Below are 15,404 nucleotides of genomic sequence, written 5' to 3' on the forward strand. Positions count from 1 at the left end.
TAACTTTATTTGGTTCCAAAAAGCCTGTCTCCGGCATCACCTAAACCGGGAACAATATAACCATGCTCATTTAGTTTTTCATCAAGACCGGCTGCATAAACCTTAACATCAGGATGGGCTTTGCAGAACTTTTCCACCCCTTCAGGAGCGGCAATCAGACACATAAACTTTATGTTCTTTGCTCCGGCTTTTTTAAGCATATTGGCGGCAGCAACGGCAGATCCACCGGTGGCAAGCATCGGATCCACCAGAATAAATTCTCTGTCTTCACAGTTTGAAGGTATTTTAAAATAATAGGAAACGGGCTTCAGTGTTTTTTCATCCCTATATAAACCGATATGTCCCACTCTGGCTGATGGGATAAGTTTTAATATACCATCCACCATCCCAAGGCCTGCCCTAAGAATCGGGACAAGGACAACCTTCTTTCCCGAAACAACTTTTGACCTGGTTTTACATATTGGTGTTGAGATTTCTATCTCCTGCAGAGAAAAGTCTTTTGTTATCTCATAAGCCATCAGGAGGGCCACTTCATCAACCAGCTCTTTAAATTCCTTTTTTGAGGTGTGTTTTTCTCGGATATAAGTAAGCTTATGTTCAATCAAAGGATGTTTGATAATGTGAAAATTTTCAAAATTCATTATTTACCCTCCGGCAAAACAAGATTCAAAATCACACCGACAACACCGGCAAGTCCTATACCGCCCAAACTTATGTTGCCTACACCTATAACCATATTTCCAATCCCCATAACCAGAATTACAGACACAATTACAAGATTTCTTGATTTAGACATGTCTACTTTATTTCTAACAAGAGAACCTATACCGATAGCCGCTATCATTCCAAAAAGCAAAATCATTATACCCCCCATAACCGGTACGGGAATGGTTTTGAGAATAGCGCCAAGTTTTCCCGCGAAAGCAAGAATTATAGCTGTAATTGCGGCAATACGCATGTAAACTATATCGGTGGCTTTGGTCAATGCCACAGCACCTGTCACTTCGGAATAAGTTGTATTGGGAGGACCACCTATCAATCCTGCACAAGCGGTTGCAACGCCGTCGCCTAAAAGTGTTCTGTGAAGTCCCGGATCCTTTAAGTAATTTTTACCTGTAACAGAGGAGATAGCTAAAACGTCACCCACATGCTCAATGGCAGGCGCTATTGCAACCGGAACAATATACAAAATTGCCGCCAAATCAAACACAGGTATTTCAAAACTGCCTTCCTGCATTGCAACAATCCATGGAATGCTGAACCACTCCGCATTGGCTATCGGAGCAAAATCCACAACACCGAGAAGCATTGCAAAAACATAACCTAATACAATTCCGGATAAAATCGGTATGAGACTGAAAATTCTTTTTCCGTACATAACAACTATAATTGACACTACAAGTGTAAAAACTGAAATAATAACAGCTTTCGGGTCGTAATTACCGGAGCCGTCAAAACTTTTAGCCATTTTAACAGCCGTGGGAGCAAGTGTCAGCCCTATTGTCATAATCACCGGCCCGGTAACCACTGAGGGCAGATATCTGTCGATTGCCTCTACTCCGCCTTTTTTTACTAACAGACTGAAAATCAGATATGTAAGTCCGGCGAAAACCAACCCGCCAAGTGTTTCACCAAGCCCAAAATTTTTAACTCCATACTGAATCGGGGCTATAAAAGCGAATGAGCTTGCTAAAAAAACAGGAACTTTCGATTTGGTAATAAACTGAAAAATTAATGTGCCCAACCCTGCGGTAAATAGTGCTATAGACGGATCAAAACCGGTAAGTAAAGGAACCAGAACAAGTGCACCAAATGCCACGAAAAGCATTTGCACACCTGTGAGAAGCTTTTTTGCGTTCAAAGTTTCATCCATTTCTCCCTCCGTTGTTTGATAAATTAAAAAACAAATTTCCAGTCGCCGATAAACTTAGCTGTGGCGGTAAAGCTGTCTCTCAAGGAGCCTGTCGTATGAACTCCATCCTTCCTGCACTTCCTCTTTCTCAAAAATAGAATTAAATGTGTTAACCTTGGCATCCATATCATCTATATGATGAAGGATTATAGCTTCCGTAGTTTTGGGTTTTTTGGGGGAACCGAACTCAAGCAGCCCATGGTGGCTGGCTATCATATGATCAATAATATATTTATAATTTTCAGGGAAATCTTCCACTTGTGCTATGTAATTGTTGATAAGCTCGATTCCCAGCAGCAGGTGCCCCACAAGTTTGCCCGAATCTGTATAATCAAAGCCCTTTTCAGCATTAAGTTCAAAAATTTTTCCGATATCGTGAAAAAGAGCACCAACCATCAGCAAATCCGGGTTAACATATTCTTTGTAATACCCGCACATTTTTTCAGCCAACTTTGCAACAGAGAGCGTATGCTCCAGAAGTCCGCCCACATAAGCATGATGCACATTTTTAGCTGCAGGCATGTATTTAAACAATTTTACAGTTTTGCTGTCTCCGAAAAACAGATTTAAAAGTTTTTTAAGCGGCTGTTCTTTTACATTTTTATCCATAATCTCTTTTAGCTCATCAAACATATCCTGTATGTTAAATTGGGTTTTGGGAAGAAAATCAAGTCTGCTCTCTTCTCCAAGTTTTTCCATATTGGATATTTTCAGCTGAATCTGACCGTTATAATTCTGCACCACTGCTTCAACGGAAACTATATCCCCCTTTTCAGGAGTAAAATCAAGTTTATTGCTGTCAAACATTATCCCATTATGACGTTTTCCGTCTTTATCTGTTAAAATAACCCTTATGTAAGGTCTGCTGTCTTTAGTAACATTATGATTTATTTCAAAAATCATATATTTTTCACCGCTTACGTTTAAATTCATAAAACACCCTTTTTCAATATTCAGAGACTAACAAACAGGTCTCAGTAAGAATCCACTTCTTCACTCTCTTCCACAATTATACTTTTTATATTAAGACCTTCGTCCTTTAAGCTCTCCAGGACATTCCTCGCATATCTGCACATACCTGAAGATGTAAATATAACAACTTTACCCTTTGCGCTGTCGATTGTTCTAACTATTCCCACACCTTCGTACGAGTCAATTATGCTGTTAATATACAGCACATCATTAATATCTGTTATAAACTTTATTTTAACGCACTTACTGTTCAAAGAACTCACCCTATCATATAAACTCAACAAAAAACACACCCACTTCATCCAGTTTGTTCTCAAAAAGCTGCGGTTCTAAAAATTCTGATTTTTCCAGATAAATTTTATCAAATCTAAGATTATGAATATTTTCCGTAAATAAATCATAATTGGCATTCAGGTGCTTGAAATCCATCAAAAAAAAACCGTTAACAAAATAAAAATCAGATTTCTTAATATAAACTATAGAATTTATTTTATCAGTGTTCTCAAGAAATTCCGTAAGCTTACCCAGTGAAAAAAAATCTATGCGCGTACTAAGCCCGCGGGGACGGAGAAGTTCAAAATCATAGTCAACAAAAAGGGGAAAAATATTAAGGTTATTTTTGTTATCGGAAACACCCGTCTTCGGGTTACTTAAAAGAGGCGGGAAAGGTATTTTAATCTCTTTGTACTCTGTCTCTGTCAATATCAAACTCACTTTTTATTTTGTCCAAAATTCCGTTGACAAGTGATGCCGATTTTTCATCCATATAACTGCTTGCTATGCTGACATAATCATCCAGGATAGCGTAAACAGGCGCATCTCCTTCAAAAAGCTCTGCCAGTGCAACTCTGAATACAGCTTTCTCAACTTCGCCCAACCGGTCATACGACCAGCCTTTTTTTAAATACTTTCTCACAAGCTCATCGTTATAATTCATATTCCTGTAAGCTTTGTGAAAAAGATCCTCTGCAAAATCTTTAACAAACTTTTCATCTTCCCCGTGACTTAACCAAAAAAAGTGCAAAACTTCATCCGATGAAGCATCACCCACTGAAACGTGGTACATCATCTGCACAGCATACTCTCTTGAAAGCAGCCTTTTTGTTTTCATAAATCAATCAGTCTGTTTTAGCAGATTTACGGACTCAATTGCCACCATTGCAGCTTCGGCCCCTTTATTACCGCCCTTAGTTCCGGCTCTTTCGATAGCCTGTTCAATTGTATCCGTAGTCAAAACACCGAAAATAACCGGAACGCCCGTGTCATATGTGGACTTTGCAACACCTTTGGCAACTTCTGCTGAAACATAGTCAAAATGAGGTGTGGAGCCCCTAATCACCGCACCCACTGCAATTACGGCATCATATCTGCCGCTTTGGGCAAGTTTTCTGCAGAACAAAGGCATTTCAAACGCACCGGGTACTTTGTACACTTCAATATCACTTTCCTGTACATTGTGCCTTACCAATGCATCTGTTGCACCTGAAGTCAGGCTCTTAACTATAAAATCATTAAATCTTGTGGCAACAATTGCAAATTTTAAGCCTGATCCGTCATACTTTCCTTCAAAAAATTTAACACCCATTATAATCTCCGCAATATTTTATTAATCTTTTATCTGAAAAACATGTCCCATTTTTTCTTTTTTGGCTTTGAGATACTTTTCATTCTCAGGTCTGATATGACACACAGTAGGTACCCTTTCCACAACTTCAAGCCCGTAGCCTGAGAGACACCTTATTTTTTTAGGATTATTGGTTATCAATCTCAGTTTTTTTAAACCGAGATTTCTTAGAATCTGGGCGCCGAAACCGTAATCCCTCAGATCGTCTTTAAATCCAAGATGAAGGTTTGCATCAACGGTATCCATTCCCTCTTCCTGAAGTTTATAGGCTTTTATCTTGTTAAGAAGTCCTATACCTCTGCCCTCCTGGAACATGTACAAAAGAACACCTTTGCCCTCTTTTTCAATCATATCCATAGAACAGTGCAGCTGATCCCTGCAGTCACACCTCAAAGAACCGAAAACATCCCCGGTCAAACATTGAGAGTGTACCCTGACAAGAACCGGCTCCTCACCGGAAATATCGCCCTTCACTAAAGCAATAGCTTCCTGGTTATCAATTTTATTTTCAAAACCCTCTATTTTAAAATCTCCGAAAACTGTTGGCAAACTTGCATCGGCAATCTTTTCTATAATATTTTCTTTCTCCACTCTGTAGGAAATCAAATCAGCTATGGTAAGAATCTTAAGTCCGTGCTCTTGGGCAAATTCTTCCAGCTGAGGCATCCTGGCCATACTGCCGTCGTCATTCATCACTTCGCAAATCACTGCAGCCGGCGTAAGTCCGGCAAGCTTCGTCAGATCCATGGAACCTTCGGTTTGACCTGCTCTCACAAGAACTCCGCCGTCTTTGGCTCTCAGGGGAAAAACATGCCCCGGTCTTGCAATATCATCAGCAGATTTTTCAGGATCAGAAGCCACCTTTATCGTATGTGCTCTGTCAAAAGCTGATATCCCTGTGGTCACACCTTCTTTTGCTTCAATGGAAACTGTGAAGGCGGTTCCGAATTTTGCCGAATTACCTTTTTCATCCACCATCAGAGGTAGATTAAGTTCGTCACATCTCTTATTGGTTAAGCTTAGACAGATAAGTCCCCTTCCGTGTTTCGCCATGAAATTAATAGCTTCAGGAGTAACATGATCAGCTGCTATCATAAGGTCACCCTCGTTTTCCCTGTCTTCATCATCAACGAGAATGATCATTTTTCCGTTTTTTATATCCTCAATGGCTTCTTCAACCGTTGCTCTTACTTCTTTTTTCATTATAAAAAATCCTCCAGTTGCTGCATTTTTAATATACTTTCTTTCAATTTATCTGCTTTTGTTTCTTTTTTCAACAACTTCTCGATATATCTGGCAATCATGTCCACTTCAACATTAAGATAATCCCCGGCCTTTTTGTATTTTAAAACTGTATTCTCAAAAGTATGCGGAATAACAGCAACTTCGCAAACTCTCTCAGCCGGAATATCGGAAACAGTAAGGCTTATTCCATCTAAAGAGATAGAGCCTTTCACGGTAACATACCGGTCAATGTCACTGGAATACTGAATTCGCAGTCGATAGGCTCCGGATTCTTTTTTTATCTCCAGAATCTTTGCCAGGCAGTCCACATGACCTGAAATAAGGTGTCCGCCTAATCTTGTGGAGAGTGTCAGTGCCCTTTCAAGATTTAAGGGGTCTCCGTAGGAAGTATAAGCGAGAGAAGATTTCTCAAGCGTTTCATATGAAATGTCAACATTAAAAGATTTTTCACCACACTTTGTTACTGTAAGACAAACTCCGTTTACCGAAACTGAATCCCCTGTGGCTATATCATCCAGAATTTTACAGCACTCTATTTGCAGCACTGCAAAATTCCCCGTTTTTTTAAAGGCGGATACCTTTCCCACTTCCTCAATTATTCCGGTGAACATCTGTTCCTCACTCTTTCCGTAAGATTTATTATGTCTTTTGCGTAATCATAAAATTTACCGGTAAAAAGGAAATCATTTTTCAGCCTTGTTACATTCAAATCACTGAGTGTCTTGCACCCTTCAATATTATTAATATTAAGAGAGGCCAATGAATCAATCCCTTCAGCACCCAAAATTTTACCCGCCATAAAAATATACGCTTTATCAGCCAAATTTTTCTTTATGAAAGAAGCGTGGATTTTGCCGCCGCCCTCAACAAGAACATTTAAAACACCTCTTTTAACAAGCTCATCAGAAACATTCTGTAAATCCAGGCCGTCATTCAATTGATTGCAGGGTACAACCTCAGCCCCTGTCTTGCGAATATTATCAATTTTAGCCGTCTTCTCATCAAAATTAGAACTTGATGTAAAAATAATACATTTTTCAGGTTTTTCGGCAAAAACTTCCCGTTCGGCAGATATTTTTAATGATGAATCCAGAATAATCTTATAAGGGTATTTTTTTAACCCCAGAAATCTGGCGCTGAGCGCAGGATCATCCGCCTGGACAGTTCCTATACCGGTTAAAATACCATCTGATACACTTCTTATATAATGAGCATGCTGTCTCGAGGTTTCGTCGGTAATCCATTTGGAGGAGCCGTCTTTTGCAGCAATCTTTCCGTCGAGCGTCTGGGCTATTTTCAGGCTGTAAAAGGGTTGTTTTTTATAAATATATTTGGCAAATTCCTCAATAATTTCGGCACAGGCTTTTTCAGCAAAGCCGACATATACCTCCACTCCGTTTTTCAAAAGATATTCTATCCCGTTGCCGGCATTCACCGGATTAGGGTCAACAACGCCCACGAATACTCTTTTAATGCCCTTTTTAACTATTGTATCAACACAAGGAGGGGTCTTGCCAAAATGAGAACATGGTTCCAGGGTAACATATAAATCTGAGCCGCTGATCTCCTCCTCGCAGTCATTTATCGCTTCAATCTCCGCATGGTCACCACCGAAACTTTTATGAAATCCTTTTCCGATAACCCTGCCGTTTCGCAATATCATAGCACCCACCACGGGATTCGTTTTCGTGTGTCCTTTACCGGCGAGTGCCAAATTTACACATTCAAGCATTACTTTATGCGGATCAGCCAACTTTTTCTCCTATTTTGCTTTCTTTACCTTCTATTATTCTTTTGATATTCGACCTGTGCTTAAAGATAACAAACAGAACCACAAGTGTGGTAAAAACCTGCAAACCCAGCCAATCAGTCCTCAGCCACACCAGGACGGCAAGACTTATCGCTGCAGTTACAGAGCCCAGAGAAACCATCCTGAATGCTCCTATTACAACAAGAAAAACAATCAGAGCAATAAAAAGGTTGAGCGGACTCAATGCAAGAAAGATGCCCACTCCGGTGGCAACGCCTTTGCCTCCTTTAAAACGCAGAAAAACAGTATATGTATGCCCTATAATTATACAGACCGCTGAAACAAGTGTGAGTGTATTGTTAATCGGCAAATAATTAAGAAAGATAAAAAGCGGGATAAAAGCTTTTGACATATCCAGGAGGAATGCTGCAATGAAACCCCATTTCCCCAGAACACGTCCGGCATTTGTGGCTCCTACATTACCACTTCCAACATCTCTGATGTCAACATCCTTTATCCATTTCACAAGCAGATAAGAAAAAGGAACAGCTCCGCAGAAATAAGAAATAACAGGTATAAGAATATAATAAATCATCGAACAAAAATCCTGTGCATAATTGACCGTTTCAATTTAATCGCATCCGATTCACAAACTTCATGACAGCAAAAACATTCTTTGCAGGCATCTTTGTTAATTTCAACAACACCGCTGTCAAAAGTTATAGCATCTGCATAGCAACTCTTCAAGCATAATAGACATTTTATGCATTTCTCCTGTATAATCTCCGGCTTCACATAAATCTTCTCAGCAGCATATTTTTTAATAAAATCCGGAAGATGCACACGCCTTGCAGCAACAGGTTTTTTCAGGGTTATATTAAATTTTAATTCCGGGATAAGTTTTATCTTACTCTCGGATAAATCCTTTAAAGCCTCTATATTTGTGGTACAAAACTCAGGCTCAAATCCCAGAATCTTTGCAACTGCAATATCCACTGCACCTGCATCGGCACCTGCTGCTAAAATTCCTGCCATAACGGGTTTTCCTCTGGAAGGGCCTTCTCCTTCATGTGCAATTATGCCGTCAAGCAAATTCAGCGATTTTCCCGCAAACTGTTTATAAAGCCCGTAAACTGCAGATCCCAAATCGGACCCGTCCGGGTATCGCCTGTGATAGCCCACTTTGGATGTTCCTGGAATGAGGCCGAAAAAGTTTTTTACACACATAGTCAGGCCTGTAAGAGAATGGGTTTTTAACTTGGCAAGGTTGATAATCAGATCCACCTCATCAGCTATTCCGGAGTAAACAAAACCATTTTTTTCCACCGGAGGAAAAGATTCCACTCTGTAAATGCCGATATTTTCCTCATCGCAAACCTGTCCGATACCGCTTATTTCAAGGATTTTTCCAAAGTTTTCAAAATTTGCACCGGGACTGTCTGCCAGCAGCAGTTTTGCATCTGTATGTTTTTTTAACGACTTGACTACAAACCTCAGAAATTCCGGATGTGTGGTCACACCTTTTTCAGGAGGAGCTGACTGCAGCAGATTGGGTTTAAGAAGTATTTTTTCGCAATCGTTGAATTTTTCTGAATTACGGCTGAAAAAATTATCGACAAAAAACTCTATATCTGAAGAATATTTATAAATTTTCTCTAAAAAAACTTCAGCCATTGCTCTCTTTTAGTCTGAAAAAATTTCTGTAATATACAAAGCCTGAATAGACCGAAATGATAACCGAAAGATAAATCAGAACTTTCCCTATAACAAAGACATTTATGCCATAAAGTTCATTTTTGTATATAAGCAGAGCAAGGGCAGTCATCTGAAAAGCTGTCTTTATTTTACCGAAAAACCCTGCAGGAATAATTATTCTTCTGCTGGATGCGAAATCCCGCAGAGCGCCTACAGCAAACTCCCTGCTAAGCAGAATAATAACAACAATTGAACTGAGCCTGTCCAGTTGAACAAGAGAAATCATAGCAGATGCCACCAAAATTTTATCGGCTATAGGGTCAAGAATTTTCCCGAAATCAGAAACAACCGAATATTTCCGGGCGATAAACCCGTCAACAAAATCCGTTACTGACGCGAAAATAAAAATAACTGCAGCCAATATATTTGTAATGTTCTTATCGAAGAAGATAAGAATGAGGAATACCGGCACCAGAATCACTCGCAGAATTGTCAGTTGATTGGGAAGTTTTTCCATATTTTCACCGAATATTATATTTTTCCATTTTATACCTGAATACTCTGCCCGAAAGCCCGAGTAGTTTAGCAGATTTACTCTGGTTGCCGCCTGTCTTTTCCAGTGCTGTCATTATATATTTTTTCTCAATATTTTCCACAATTTTTTCCAAATCCACAGGTTTTTCCAGATCCGGTGTTTGATTATCCCAAAAATTTTCATAATTACCAAAGAAATGGGCTGGAAAACTGGAAGGAAGAAGCCTGTTGGTCTTTTCCATAGCCACAGCCCTTTCTATCAGGTTTTCCAGTTCTCTTACATTACCTTTAAACGGATAGGTTTTAAAAGCCTCCATTACAGCAAAGGATATCTGAGAAATATTTTTATCCATCAAAACTGCATATTTTTTCAGGAAATGTTTCGCCAGCTCTTCCACATCCTCTTTTCTTTCCCTTAATGGAGGGATATTAATATTAACAACGTTTAACCTGTAGTAGAGATCACTCCTGAAATTGCCTTTTTTCGTTTCCTCTTCCAGGTTTTTATTTGTAGCGGCAATTATCCTGAAATCCGTTTTAATTTCAGTGCCTGCACCCAGAGGCTGAACCATTTTATCCTGTATTACCCTGAGAAGTTTGGACTGCAGAAAAAGCGGCATTTCACCTATTTCATCAAGAAATATGGAGCCGCCGTTCGCCAGTTCAAATATCCCTTTCTTATCATATGATGCACCGGTAAAAGCACCTCTTTTGTATCCGAAAAGTTCCGATTCTAGCAAATCATAGGGTATGGCGCTGCAATTTATCGTCTTAAAGGGTTTCAAGGCCCTGTGGCTCAACCTGTGTACAGCCCTTGCGACGAGTTCTTTACCTGTACCGGATTCACCGGTAATTAAAATGGTTGAATCCGTTTTTGCAATATCCATAATATATTTTTTAACATTTTTAATGGCATTGCTTTTACCCTTAATTTCATCAAGCTCAGTGTAAAACTCAGAATCTTCATTTTTCCTGGAGGTTATAACCTCCCTGACCATGGTGGCAAGATGATCCATGTCAAAAGGCTTGGTTATATAATCCACAACTCCCAGCTTCACAGACTCCAAAGCTGTTGCACTGCTGGCATAGGCTGTCATAAGAATAAAAGGGATATTATATGAATTTTCACGGCACCATTTTACGACATCCAACCCATCCTCTTTACCCAGGACTAAATCGCAGATAATAATGTCGATCTTTTTTTCTGAAATGATACGCTGTGATCCGGCAATATCAGCAGCCATAAAAACATTGTAGCCTTCATTGGAAAAAAGAATTTCCAGAAGCTCCCTGAAAGATCTTTCGTCATCAATTATCAGCACATTGTATTGGTTACCCATAGAAATTATTCAAAATTTATTTCTACTATTTCATATTCAATTTCCCCGCCGGGGGCGTTTACTACTGTCTCATCACCGACTTTTTTCCCTACCAACGCCCTTGCAAGGGGGGAAAGGACTGAAATATCACCCTTGGAAATATCGGATTCATCAGGGCCGACAATCCGGTATTCTTTTATTTCATCGGTTTCGACATTTTCAATTTTAACCGTTGCACCGAATACTACCTTATCACCTTTAAGGTTTTTCGTATCAATGACCTCAAACTTAGACATTTTCGATTCAAGTTCAGCAATTTTAGCTTCCAGCATACCCTGGCGGTCTTTTGCCGCATCATATTCCGCATTTTCACTAAGATCGCCGTGGGCTCTCGCTTCTTTTATAGCCTCAACAACATCTTTACGCTCTTTCGTCTTAAGTCTTTCAAGTTCTTCCTTTATTTTTTGAAAACCTTCTTTTGTAATAGGAATTCTATCCATTGGTATCCTCCAAATGTTTTTTACCTGTGACAAAGGCGTTAATATATCCACCTTTCATGCGAATTTCAACCTCATCATCAAGTTTTATCGAGTTTAAAGACTCAACAACAAATCCCTCTTTATACACCAGAGCATAACCCCTGGAAATAACGTTTTCCGGATTCATTGTTTTCAGTCTTCCGAAAACACCTTTTAAGCGTTCATTATCATAGTTTAACCTATTTGTTACACTTCTCAACAGATAATTTTTAAATCTTTCAACTTCACTTCTCTTTTCCCTCACAACATTTGCAGGTTTTTTTGATGCAAGAAAAACATCGCAGAGTTTTAAACGGCTGTATCCATCCTGCACCTTATTTCTGAGATTGTTTATCATTAATTGTCTGCTTCTTTCCAGTTCACTTCGATATAGACTAATCCTGTTATACGGAGAGTTTTTATTCAAAACAGCCATATAGTTGTCTAATTTCTGACTGCGGGAGATAATGACCTGCTCCATATATCTTGAAAGACGTTTATAAAATTCCGTTAAATTCTTATTATAATAGATATACCCCTCGGATAAATAGGAAGCTGCTGCAGTCGGTGTTGCAACCCTTAAATCAGCGGTAAAATCACAAATGGTAAAATCACGTTGATGACCTATAGCTGAGATCGTTGGAACCTCAATTTTTCTCAACGCTCTGGCGACATTCTCTTCATTAAAAACAGCCAAATCTTCCAATGACCCGCCTCCTCTCATCAAAACCAGAGCATCATACTCATCGCCCCGGCTGCCGGCTTTGAGGATATTTTTTTCAATCTCACCTGCAGCTGAAGCGCCCTGCACAGTAGTCGGCCAAACATCTATTTCAAAAGCAGCGTTATTACGTTTTGTCGTTATGATGAAATCTCTGATAGCTGCTCCGGAGGGAGATGTAACAACAGCTATTTTCTTTACAAAAGTAGGAACAGGTTTTTTCAAATCTTCATGGAAAAGACCTTCCTGCTCAAGTTTTTTCTTGGTTTCCTCAAATTTTTTATAAAACTCCCCTTCGGAGCTGTATTCAATCTTTTTGGCAACAATCTGATAATTCCCGCCTGCTTCAAAAACACTTAAATCACCATAAACAGAAACCTTATCGCCGTTTTTTATCGAATAATCCCTGTTCAGCAAATTGTAACGTTTGAAGAATACACATTTGATCTGTGAGCTTTCGTCCTTAAGAATAAAATACTGATGCCCTGCAGGTGAAATGCTGAAATTGGATACTTCACCTGTAACGATTACAGGGGAGCTAAATGTCTGTTGGATGAGATTTTTAATTGCTTTTGTTATCTCTGTTACTGTGTAAGTCTTCATTCTTATCCTTCAGAATATACAAATCTTCTCCGGGTTTTTTCATATTAAGTTCCCGTCTGATCAATGCTTCCAAATACTCTTCGTCCTGCCTGATAAGCATAAGCTCACGTTCCAGTGACTTTATACTTTCAGTCAGATTATCAACCTTCTGCTGGTACCTGTTTCTAATTTCGAGCAAATTGTGATATTCGATTATCCCTCTGTTACCAAAGAAAAGATATAACAGCAGGGCAGCCACAAGGCCGAAATATAATATATTATGTTTCATTTTTTAGCTCCGGATTTTGTCATGAACAGCCTGAGAGCCTGATTTTTAAGTGCAGAAGGAACTTCGCGCGATTTGGATATTTGCTCAATGTCTTTTACATAAAGATGATTTATCAGTCTCATACTAATCTCAAGGGGCGTTTTGGGATGCATTACCATCCCCTTTTTTATATCATATTCCTGCATAAAATTTCTATTTCTTGAAATTTCCCTAATCAGATGCTCCGGCGTAGACTTACTCTTTACAAGTGATTCAATTTCATCTTCAGTAATTCTTGGGTTTTTTAGCACAGTTAAAGAAATTTGCTTATTGGAATCCTTAAGCAATAGTCCCCGTGCTGATTTATTACCTTTTAGTGCAAGCTTTATTTTTTCAACAGGCTTCATATTTAATATTTTCTGATATAGATTTTCTTCTATTTCTTTATTTTCACCTTCAACTCTTTTTTCCACTTCTTTTTTCAGTGTTTCAGGAACTTTCTTCTTTTCCTCTTCCGTCTCATCCATTTCCTCTGTTTCAACAGCACTTTTCAAAGCTTCATTGAGGCTCAACTCATATTTAATCTGCTTAAGATAAACAAGTGAATCATCCGGTGTATAAGGATTCATCAAAAGTTCATTAATAATATCCCGGTTATTTTCAAGTATAATTTTCAGATTGGCAATACGAAAAAGCACATCTGAATTTGTGGATTTAGCCAGTTGTTTCACAAGAACTTCATTAATTTTACCCTGGGAAATCAGCACGGAAACAAATGCATCATTATTTTTCATCAATCTGGTTAAATATTGTATATATTTACCTTCAAAATAAGGGCTCGTTATAATATCTTTTAAAATATCACCCTTAAGCCTGTTTAAAAAATCGTAAAGCTCTTTCAGCTGGTTTCGGTAATTCCTTAAAACAAGGAAAACCACAACAGGATAATAATCATAGTGAATGGGAATATCGCCGGTCAAAATTGATCTCACCTGATTTTCAGTGGACTTGCCTGAGTACATTTCTGCGGTAATATTATCCAAAATATGAAACTTCTTAAAAATATGAATATGGGCGGAAAGGTCAGTTTTAAGGGTGAGCATACTTTTTAAAAGATGCATTTCATCGTCATTCAGATTTTTCTTGTTTTTCAGCTGATTTAACAGCTCCGTATATTCAACAGCCACAAATCATACCACCTGATATATTCATAAACTCACACCTTTGAATAATTCCATGACTCAAAGATCTCATAACTGATTTTAACACGCATCAAAACCTGATTCATATTCTTATCTTTTCCGCTCAACGTAAAACACACTTATCTTTCATTAGGTTAGATTATGAATAATTTATTCCTTTTGATAAGCAATATCAATGAAAGAGATTATAACAGATTAAGACGCATATTATCAAAAAATTTTAACACAAAATCAAGTTTATAGTCAAAAAAAGTCCACGGTAAACTTCGGTATTTCCCTTTTTTTCTGAAAAGCTGCAAGTCAGCATAAATATTAGAGCCTATGTATATACGGTGTGAAAAATTTTTTGTGCTGGCAGCCACAATTTTTTCCAGGGCAACATAACCGGGATCTACATTCAGTAACCTTTTGCCGTCAACCATAAAAGATCTTTCCAAATCCACTGATGAAATTTTCAGATTCTTTATTTCATCGGGATAAATAAAGAAATCATATCCTGCAAAATATTTTTTAAGATTTTCACCCATTTCAGGGGTGTAATAGGATGTGTGGTCAAAGGAAAATGTATCACTTTTACAAACCGGATTTCCAAAAAGGGTATCTAAGTGTTTATCAGGCTCTTTGATATAATCTTCATTATAAAGTACTGCATTAAAAACGACAACTTTCAGAGGTTTGCGCACCCCCCCTCCATATACCATTATCCGCCTGCAAAGTTACTCAATTTCAATATCTTCAATCTCAACTGAAGGGGTTATCGTTGATATTGCGTGCTTATAAATCATCTTTTGTGAATCATCTTTTATTATTATCACAAAATTATCAAAGCCTTTTACCACGCCCTCAAGCTTAACACCATTAATCAAATAAACGGTCACGGTAATTCTTTTTTTCCTAACATAATTAAGAAATACGTCCTGAATATTCACTTTTTTACCCATCAGATCCCCTCACAACATTTTATATCCTTAAAAATAAAGGATTGTTTATCTCTCATTGCTTTAATATTTAAACATTTCCGGATATTTTTTCAATAAAAAAACATCGCCTGGCTATTAATAA

20 protein-coding genes are annotated in these 15,404 nt (G+C 38.4%); all 20 read right to left on the reverse strand.

The features are described from left to right. Positions 1–5: 5 nt before the first annotated feature. On the reverse strand, positions 6–641 hold the full coding sequence (upp, locus tag UMU13_RS07920) for a uracil phosphoribosyltransferase (RefSeq protein WP_328218294.1): 636 nt from the start codon (positions 639–641) through the stop codon (positions 6–8). Further along, positions 641–1,873 carry a uracil-xanthine permease family protein gene (locus UMU13_RS07925; protein WP_328218295.1) on the reverse strand — a complete coding sequence of 411 codons (1,233 nt, stop codon included), beginning with the start codon at positions 1,871–1,873 and terminating at the stop codon, positions 641–643. Before UMU13_RS07925 ends, upp begins: the two co-directional genes overlap by 1 nt. 54 nt (positions 1,874–1,927) lie before the next feature. Next, positions 1,928–2,845, reverse strand: coding sequence for a 3'-5' exoribonuclease YhaM family protein (locus UMU13_RS07930; protein WP_328218296.1), 918 nt, complete (start codon positions 2,843–2,845; stop codon positions 1,928–1,930). Between the two features lie 41 nt (positions 2,846–2,886). Continuing rightward, positions 2,887–3,147, reverse strand: coding sequence for a DUF4911 domain-containing protein (locus UMU13_RS07935; RefSeq protein ID WP_328218350.1), 261 nt, complete (start codon positions 3,145–3,147; stop codon positions 2,887–2,889). A 4-nt stretch (positions 3,148–3,151) separates the two neighbouring features. After that, complete coding sequence (locus UMU13_RS07940; protein WP_328218297.1) at positions 3,152–3,586, reverse strand: hypothetical protein; 435 nt, start codon at positions 3,584–3,586, stop codon at positions 3,152–3,154. Further along, entirely contained in the window at positions 3,558–3,995 is a 438-nt protein-coding gene (nusB, locus tag UMU13_RS07945) for a transcription antitermination factor NusB (RefSeq protein ID WP_328218298.1), read from the reverse strand. The genes UMU13_RS07940 and nusB overlap by 29 nt, the downstream gene beginning before the upstream one ends. A gap of 3 nt (positions 3,996–3,998) precedes the next feature. After that, entirely contained in the window at positions 3,999–4,469 is a 471-nt protein-coding gene (gene ribH, locus UMU13_RS07950) for a 6,7-dimethyl-8-ribityllumazine synthase (RefSeq protein ID WP_328218299.1), read from the reverse strand. A gap of 21 nt (positions 4,470–4,490) precedes the next feature. Continuing rightward, positions 4,491–5,711, reverse strand: a complete 1,221-nt coding sequence (locus UMU13_RS07955) for a bifunctional 3,4-dihydroxy-2-butanone-4-phosphate synthase/GTP cyclohydrolase II (RefSeq protein WP_013886197.1) — start codon at positions 5,709–5,711, stop codon at positions 4,491–4,493. After that, complete coding sequence (locus UMU13_RS07960; protein ID WP_328218300.1) at positions 5,711–6,364, reverse strand: riboflavin synthase; 654 nt, start codon at positions 6,362–6,364, stop codon at positions 5,711–5,713. Before UMU13_RS07960 ends, UMU13_RS07955 begins: the two co-directional genes overlap by 1 nt. After that, positions 6,349–7,506: a bifunctional diaminohydroxyphosphoribosylaminopyrimidine deaminase/5-amino-6-(5-phosphoribosylamino)uracil reductase RibD gene (gene ribD / locus UMU13_RS07965; RefSeq protein ID WP_328218301.1), complete on the reverse strand. Its 1,158-nt coding sequence runs from the start codon at positions 7,504–7,506 to the stop codon at positions 6,349–6,351. Before ribD ends, UMU13_RS07960 begins: the two co-directional genes overlap by 16 nt. After that, entirely contained in the window at positions 7,499–8,098 is a 600-nt protein-coding gene (plsY, locus tag UMU13_RS07970; RefSeq protein ID WP_328218302.1) for a glycerol-3-phosphate 1-O-acyltransferase PlsY, read from the reverse strand. The genes ribD and plsY overlap by 8 nt, the downstream gene beginning before the upstream one ends. Beyond that, positions 8,095–9,177, reverse strand: coding sequence for a DUF362 domain-containing protein (locus UMU13_RS07975; RefSeq protein ID WP_328218303.1), 1,083 nt, complete (start codon positions 9,175–9,177; stop codon positions 8,095–8,097). The genes plsY and UMU13_RS07975 overlap by 4 nt, the downstream gene beginning before the upstream one ends. Beyond that, complete coding sequence (pgsA, locus tag UMU13_RS07980; RefSeq protein WP_013886192.1) at positions 9,170–9,715, reverse strand: CDP-diacylglycerol--glycerol-3-phosphate 3-phosphatidyltransferase; 546 nt, start codon at positions 9,713–9,715, stop codon at positions 9,170–9,172. Before pgsA ends, UMU13_RS07975 begins: the two co-directional genes overlap by 8 nt. A gap of 4 nt (positions 9,716–9,719) precedes the next feature. Further along, positions 9,720–11,072 carry a sigma-54-dependent transcriptional regulator gene (locus tag UMU13_RS07985; RefSeq protein WP_328218304.1) on the reverse strand — a complete coding sequence of 451 codons (1,353 nt, stop codon included), beginning with the start codon at positions 11,070–11,072 and terminating at the stop codon, positions 9,720–9,722. Positions 11,073–11,077: 5 nt separating this feature from the next. After that, positions 11,078–11,551 carry a transcription elongation factor GreA gene (gene greA, locus UMU13_RS07990; RefSeq protein ID WP_013886190.1) on the reverse strand — a complete coding sequence of 158 codons (474 nt, stop codon included), beginning with the start codon at positions 11,549–11,551 and terminating at the stop codon, positions 11,078–11,080. After that, the gene (gene xseA / locus UMU13_RS07995; RefSeq protein WP_328218305.1) at positions 11,544–12,893 is read right to left on the reverse strand and encodes an exodeoxyribonuclease VII large subunit; all 1,350 of its coding nucleotides are present in this window, start codon (positions 12,891–12,893) and stop codon (positions 11,544–11,546) included. The genes greA and xseA overlap by 8 nt, the downstream gene beginning before the upstream one ends. Further along, positions 12,853–13,161: an FtsB family cell division protein gene (locus tag UMU13_RS08000; RefSeq protein ID WP_013886188.1), complete on the reverse strand. Its 309-nt coding sequence runs from the start codon at positions 13,159–13,161 to the stop codon at positions 12,853–12,855. Before UMU13_RS08000 ends, xseA begins: the two co-directional genes overlap by 41 nt. Next, positions 13,158–14,327 carry a hypothetical protein gene (locus UMU13_RS08005; protein ID WP_328218306.1) on the reverse strand — a complete coding sequence of 390 codons (1,170 nt, stop codon included), beginning with the start codon at positions 14,325–14,327 and terminating at the stop codon, positions 13,158–13,160. Before UMU13_RS08005 ends, UMU13_RS08000 begins: the two co-directional genes overlap by 4 nt. Before the next feature lie 200 nt (positions 14,328–14,527). After that, positions 14,528–15,025 (reverse strand): DUF4416 family protein, encoded by a 498-nt coding sequence (locus UMU13_RS08010; protein ID WP_328218307.1) that lies wholly within the window; start codon positions 15,023–15,025, stop codon positions 14,528–14,530. Positions 15,026–15,058: 33 nt separating this feature from the next. Continuing rightward, positions 15,059–15,283, reverse strand: coding sequence for an RNA chaperone Hfq (gene hfq, locus UMU13_RS08015; RefSeq protein WP_328218308.1), 225 nt, complete (start codon positions 15,281–15,283; stop codon positions 15,059–15,061). Positions 15,284–15,404: the final 121 nt, after the last annotated feature.

The organism is Flexistipes sp., assembly GCF_036172515.1.
GTDB lineage: Bacteria > Chrysiogenota > Deferribacteres > Deferribacterales > Flexistipitaceae > Flexistipes.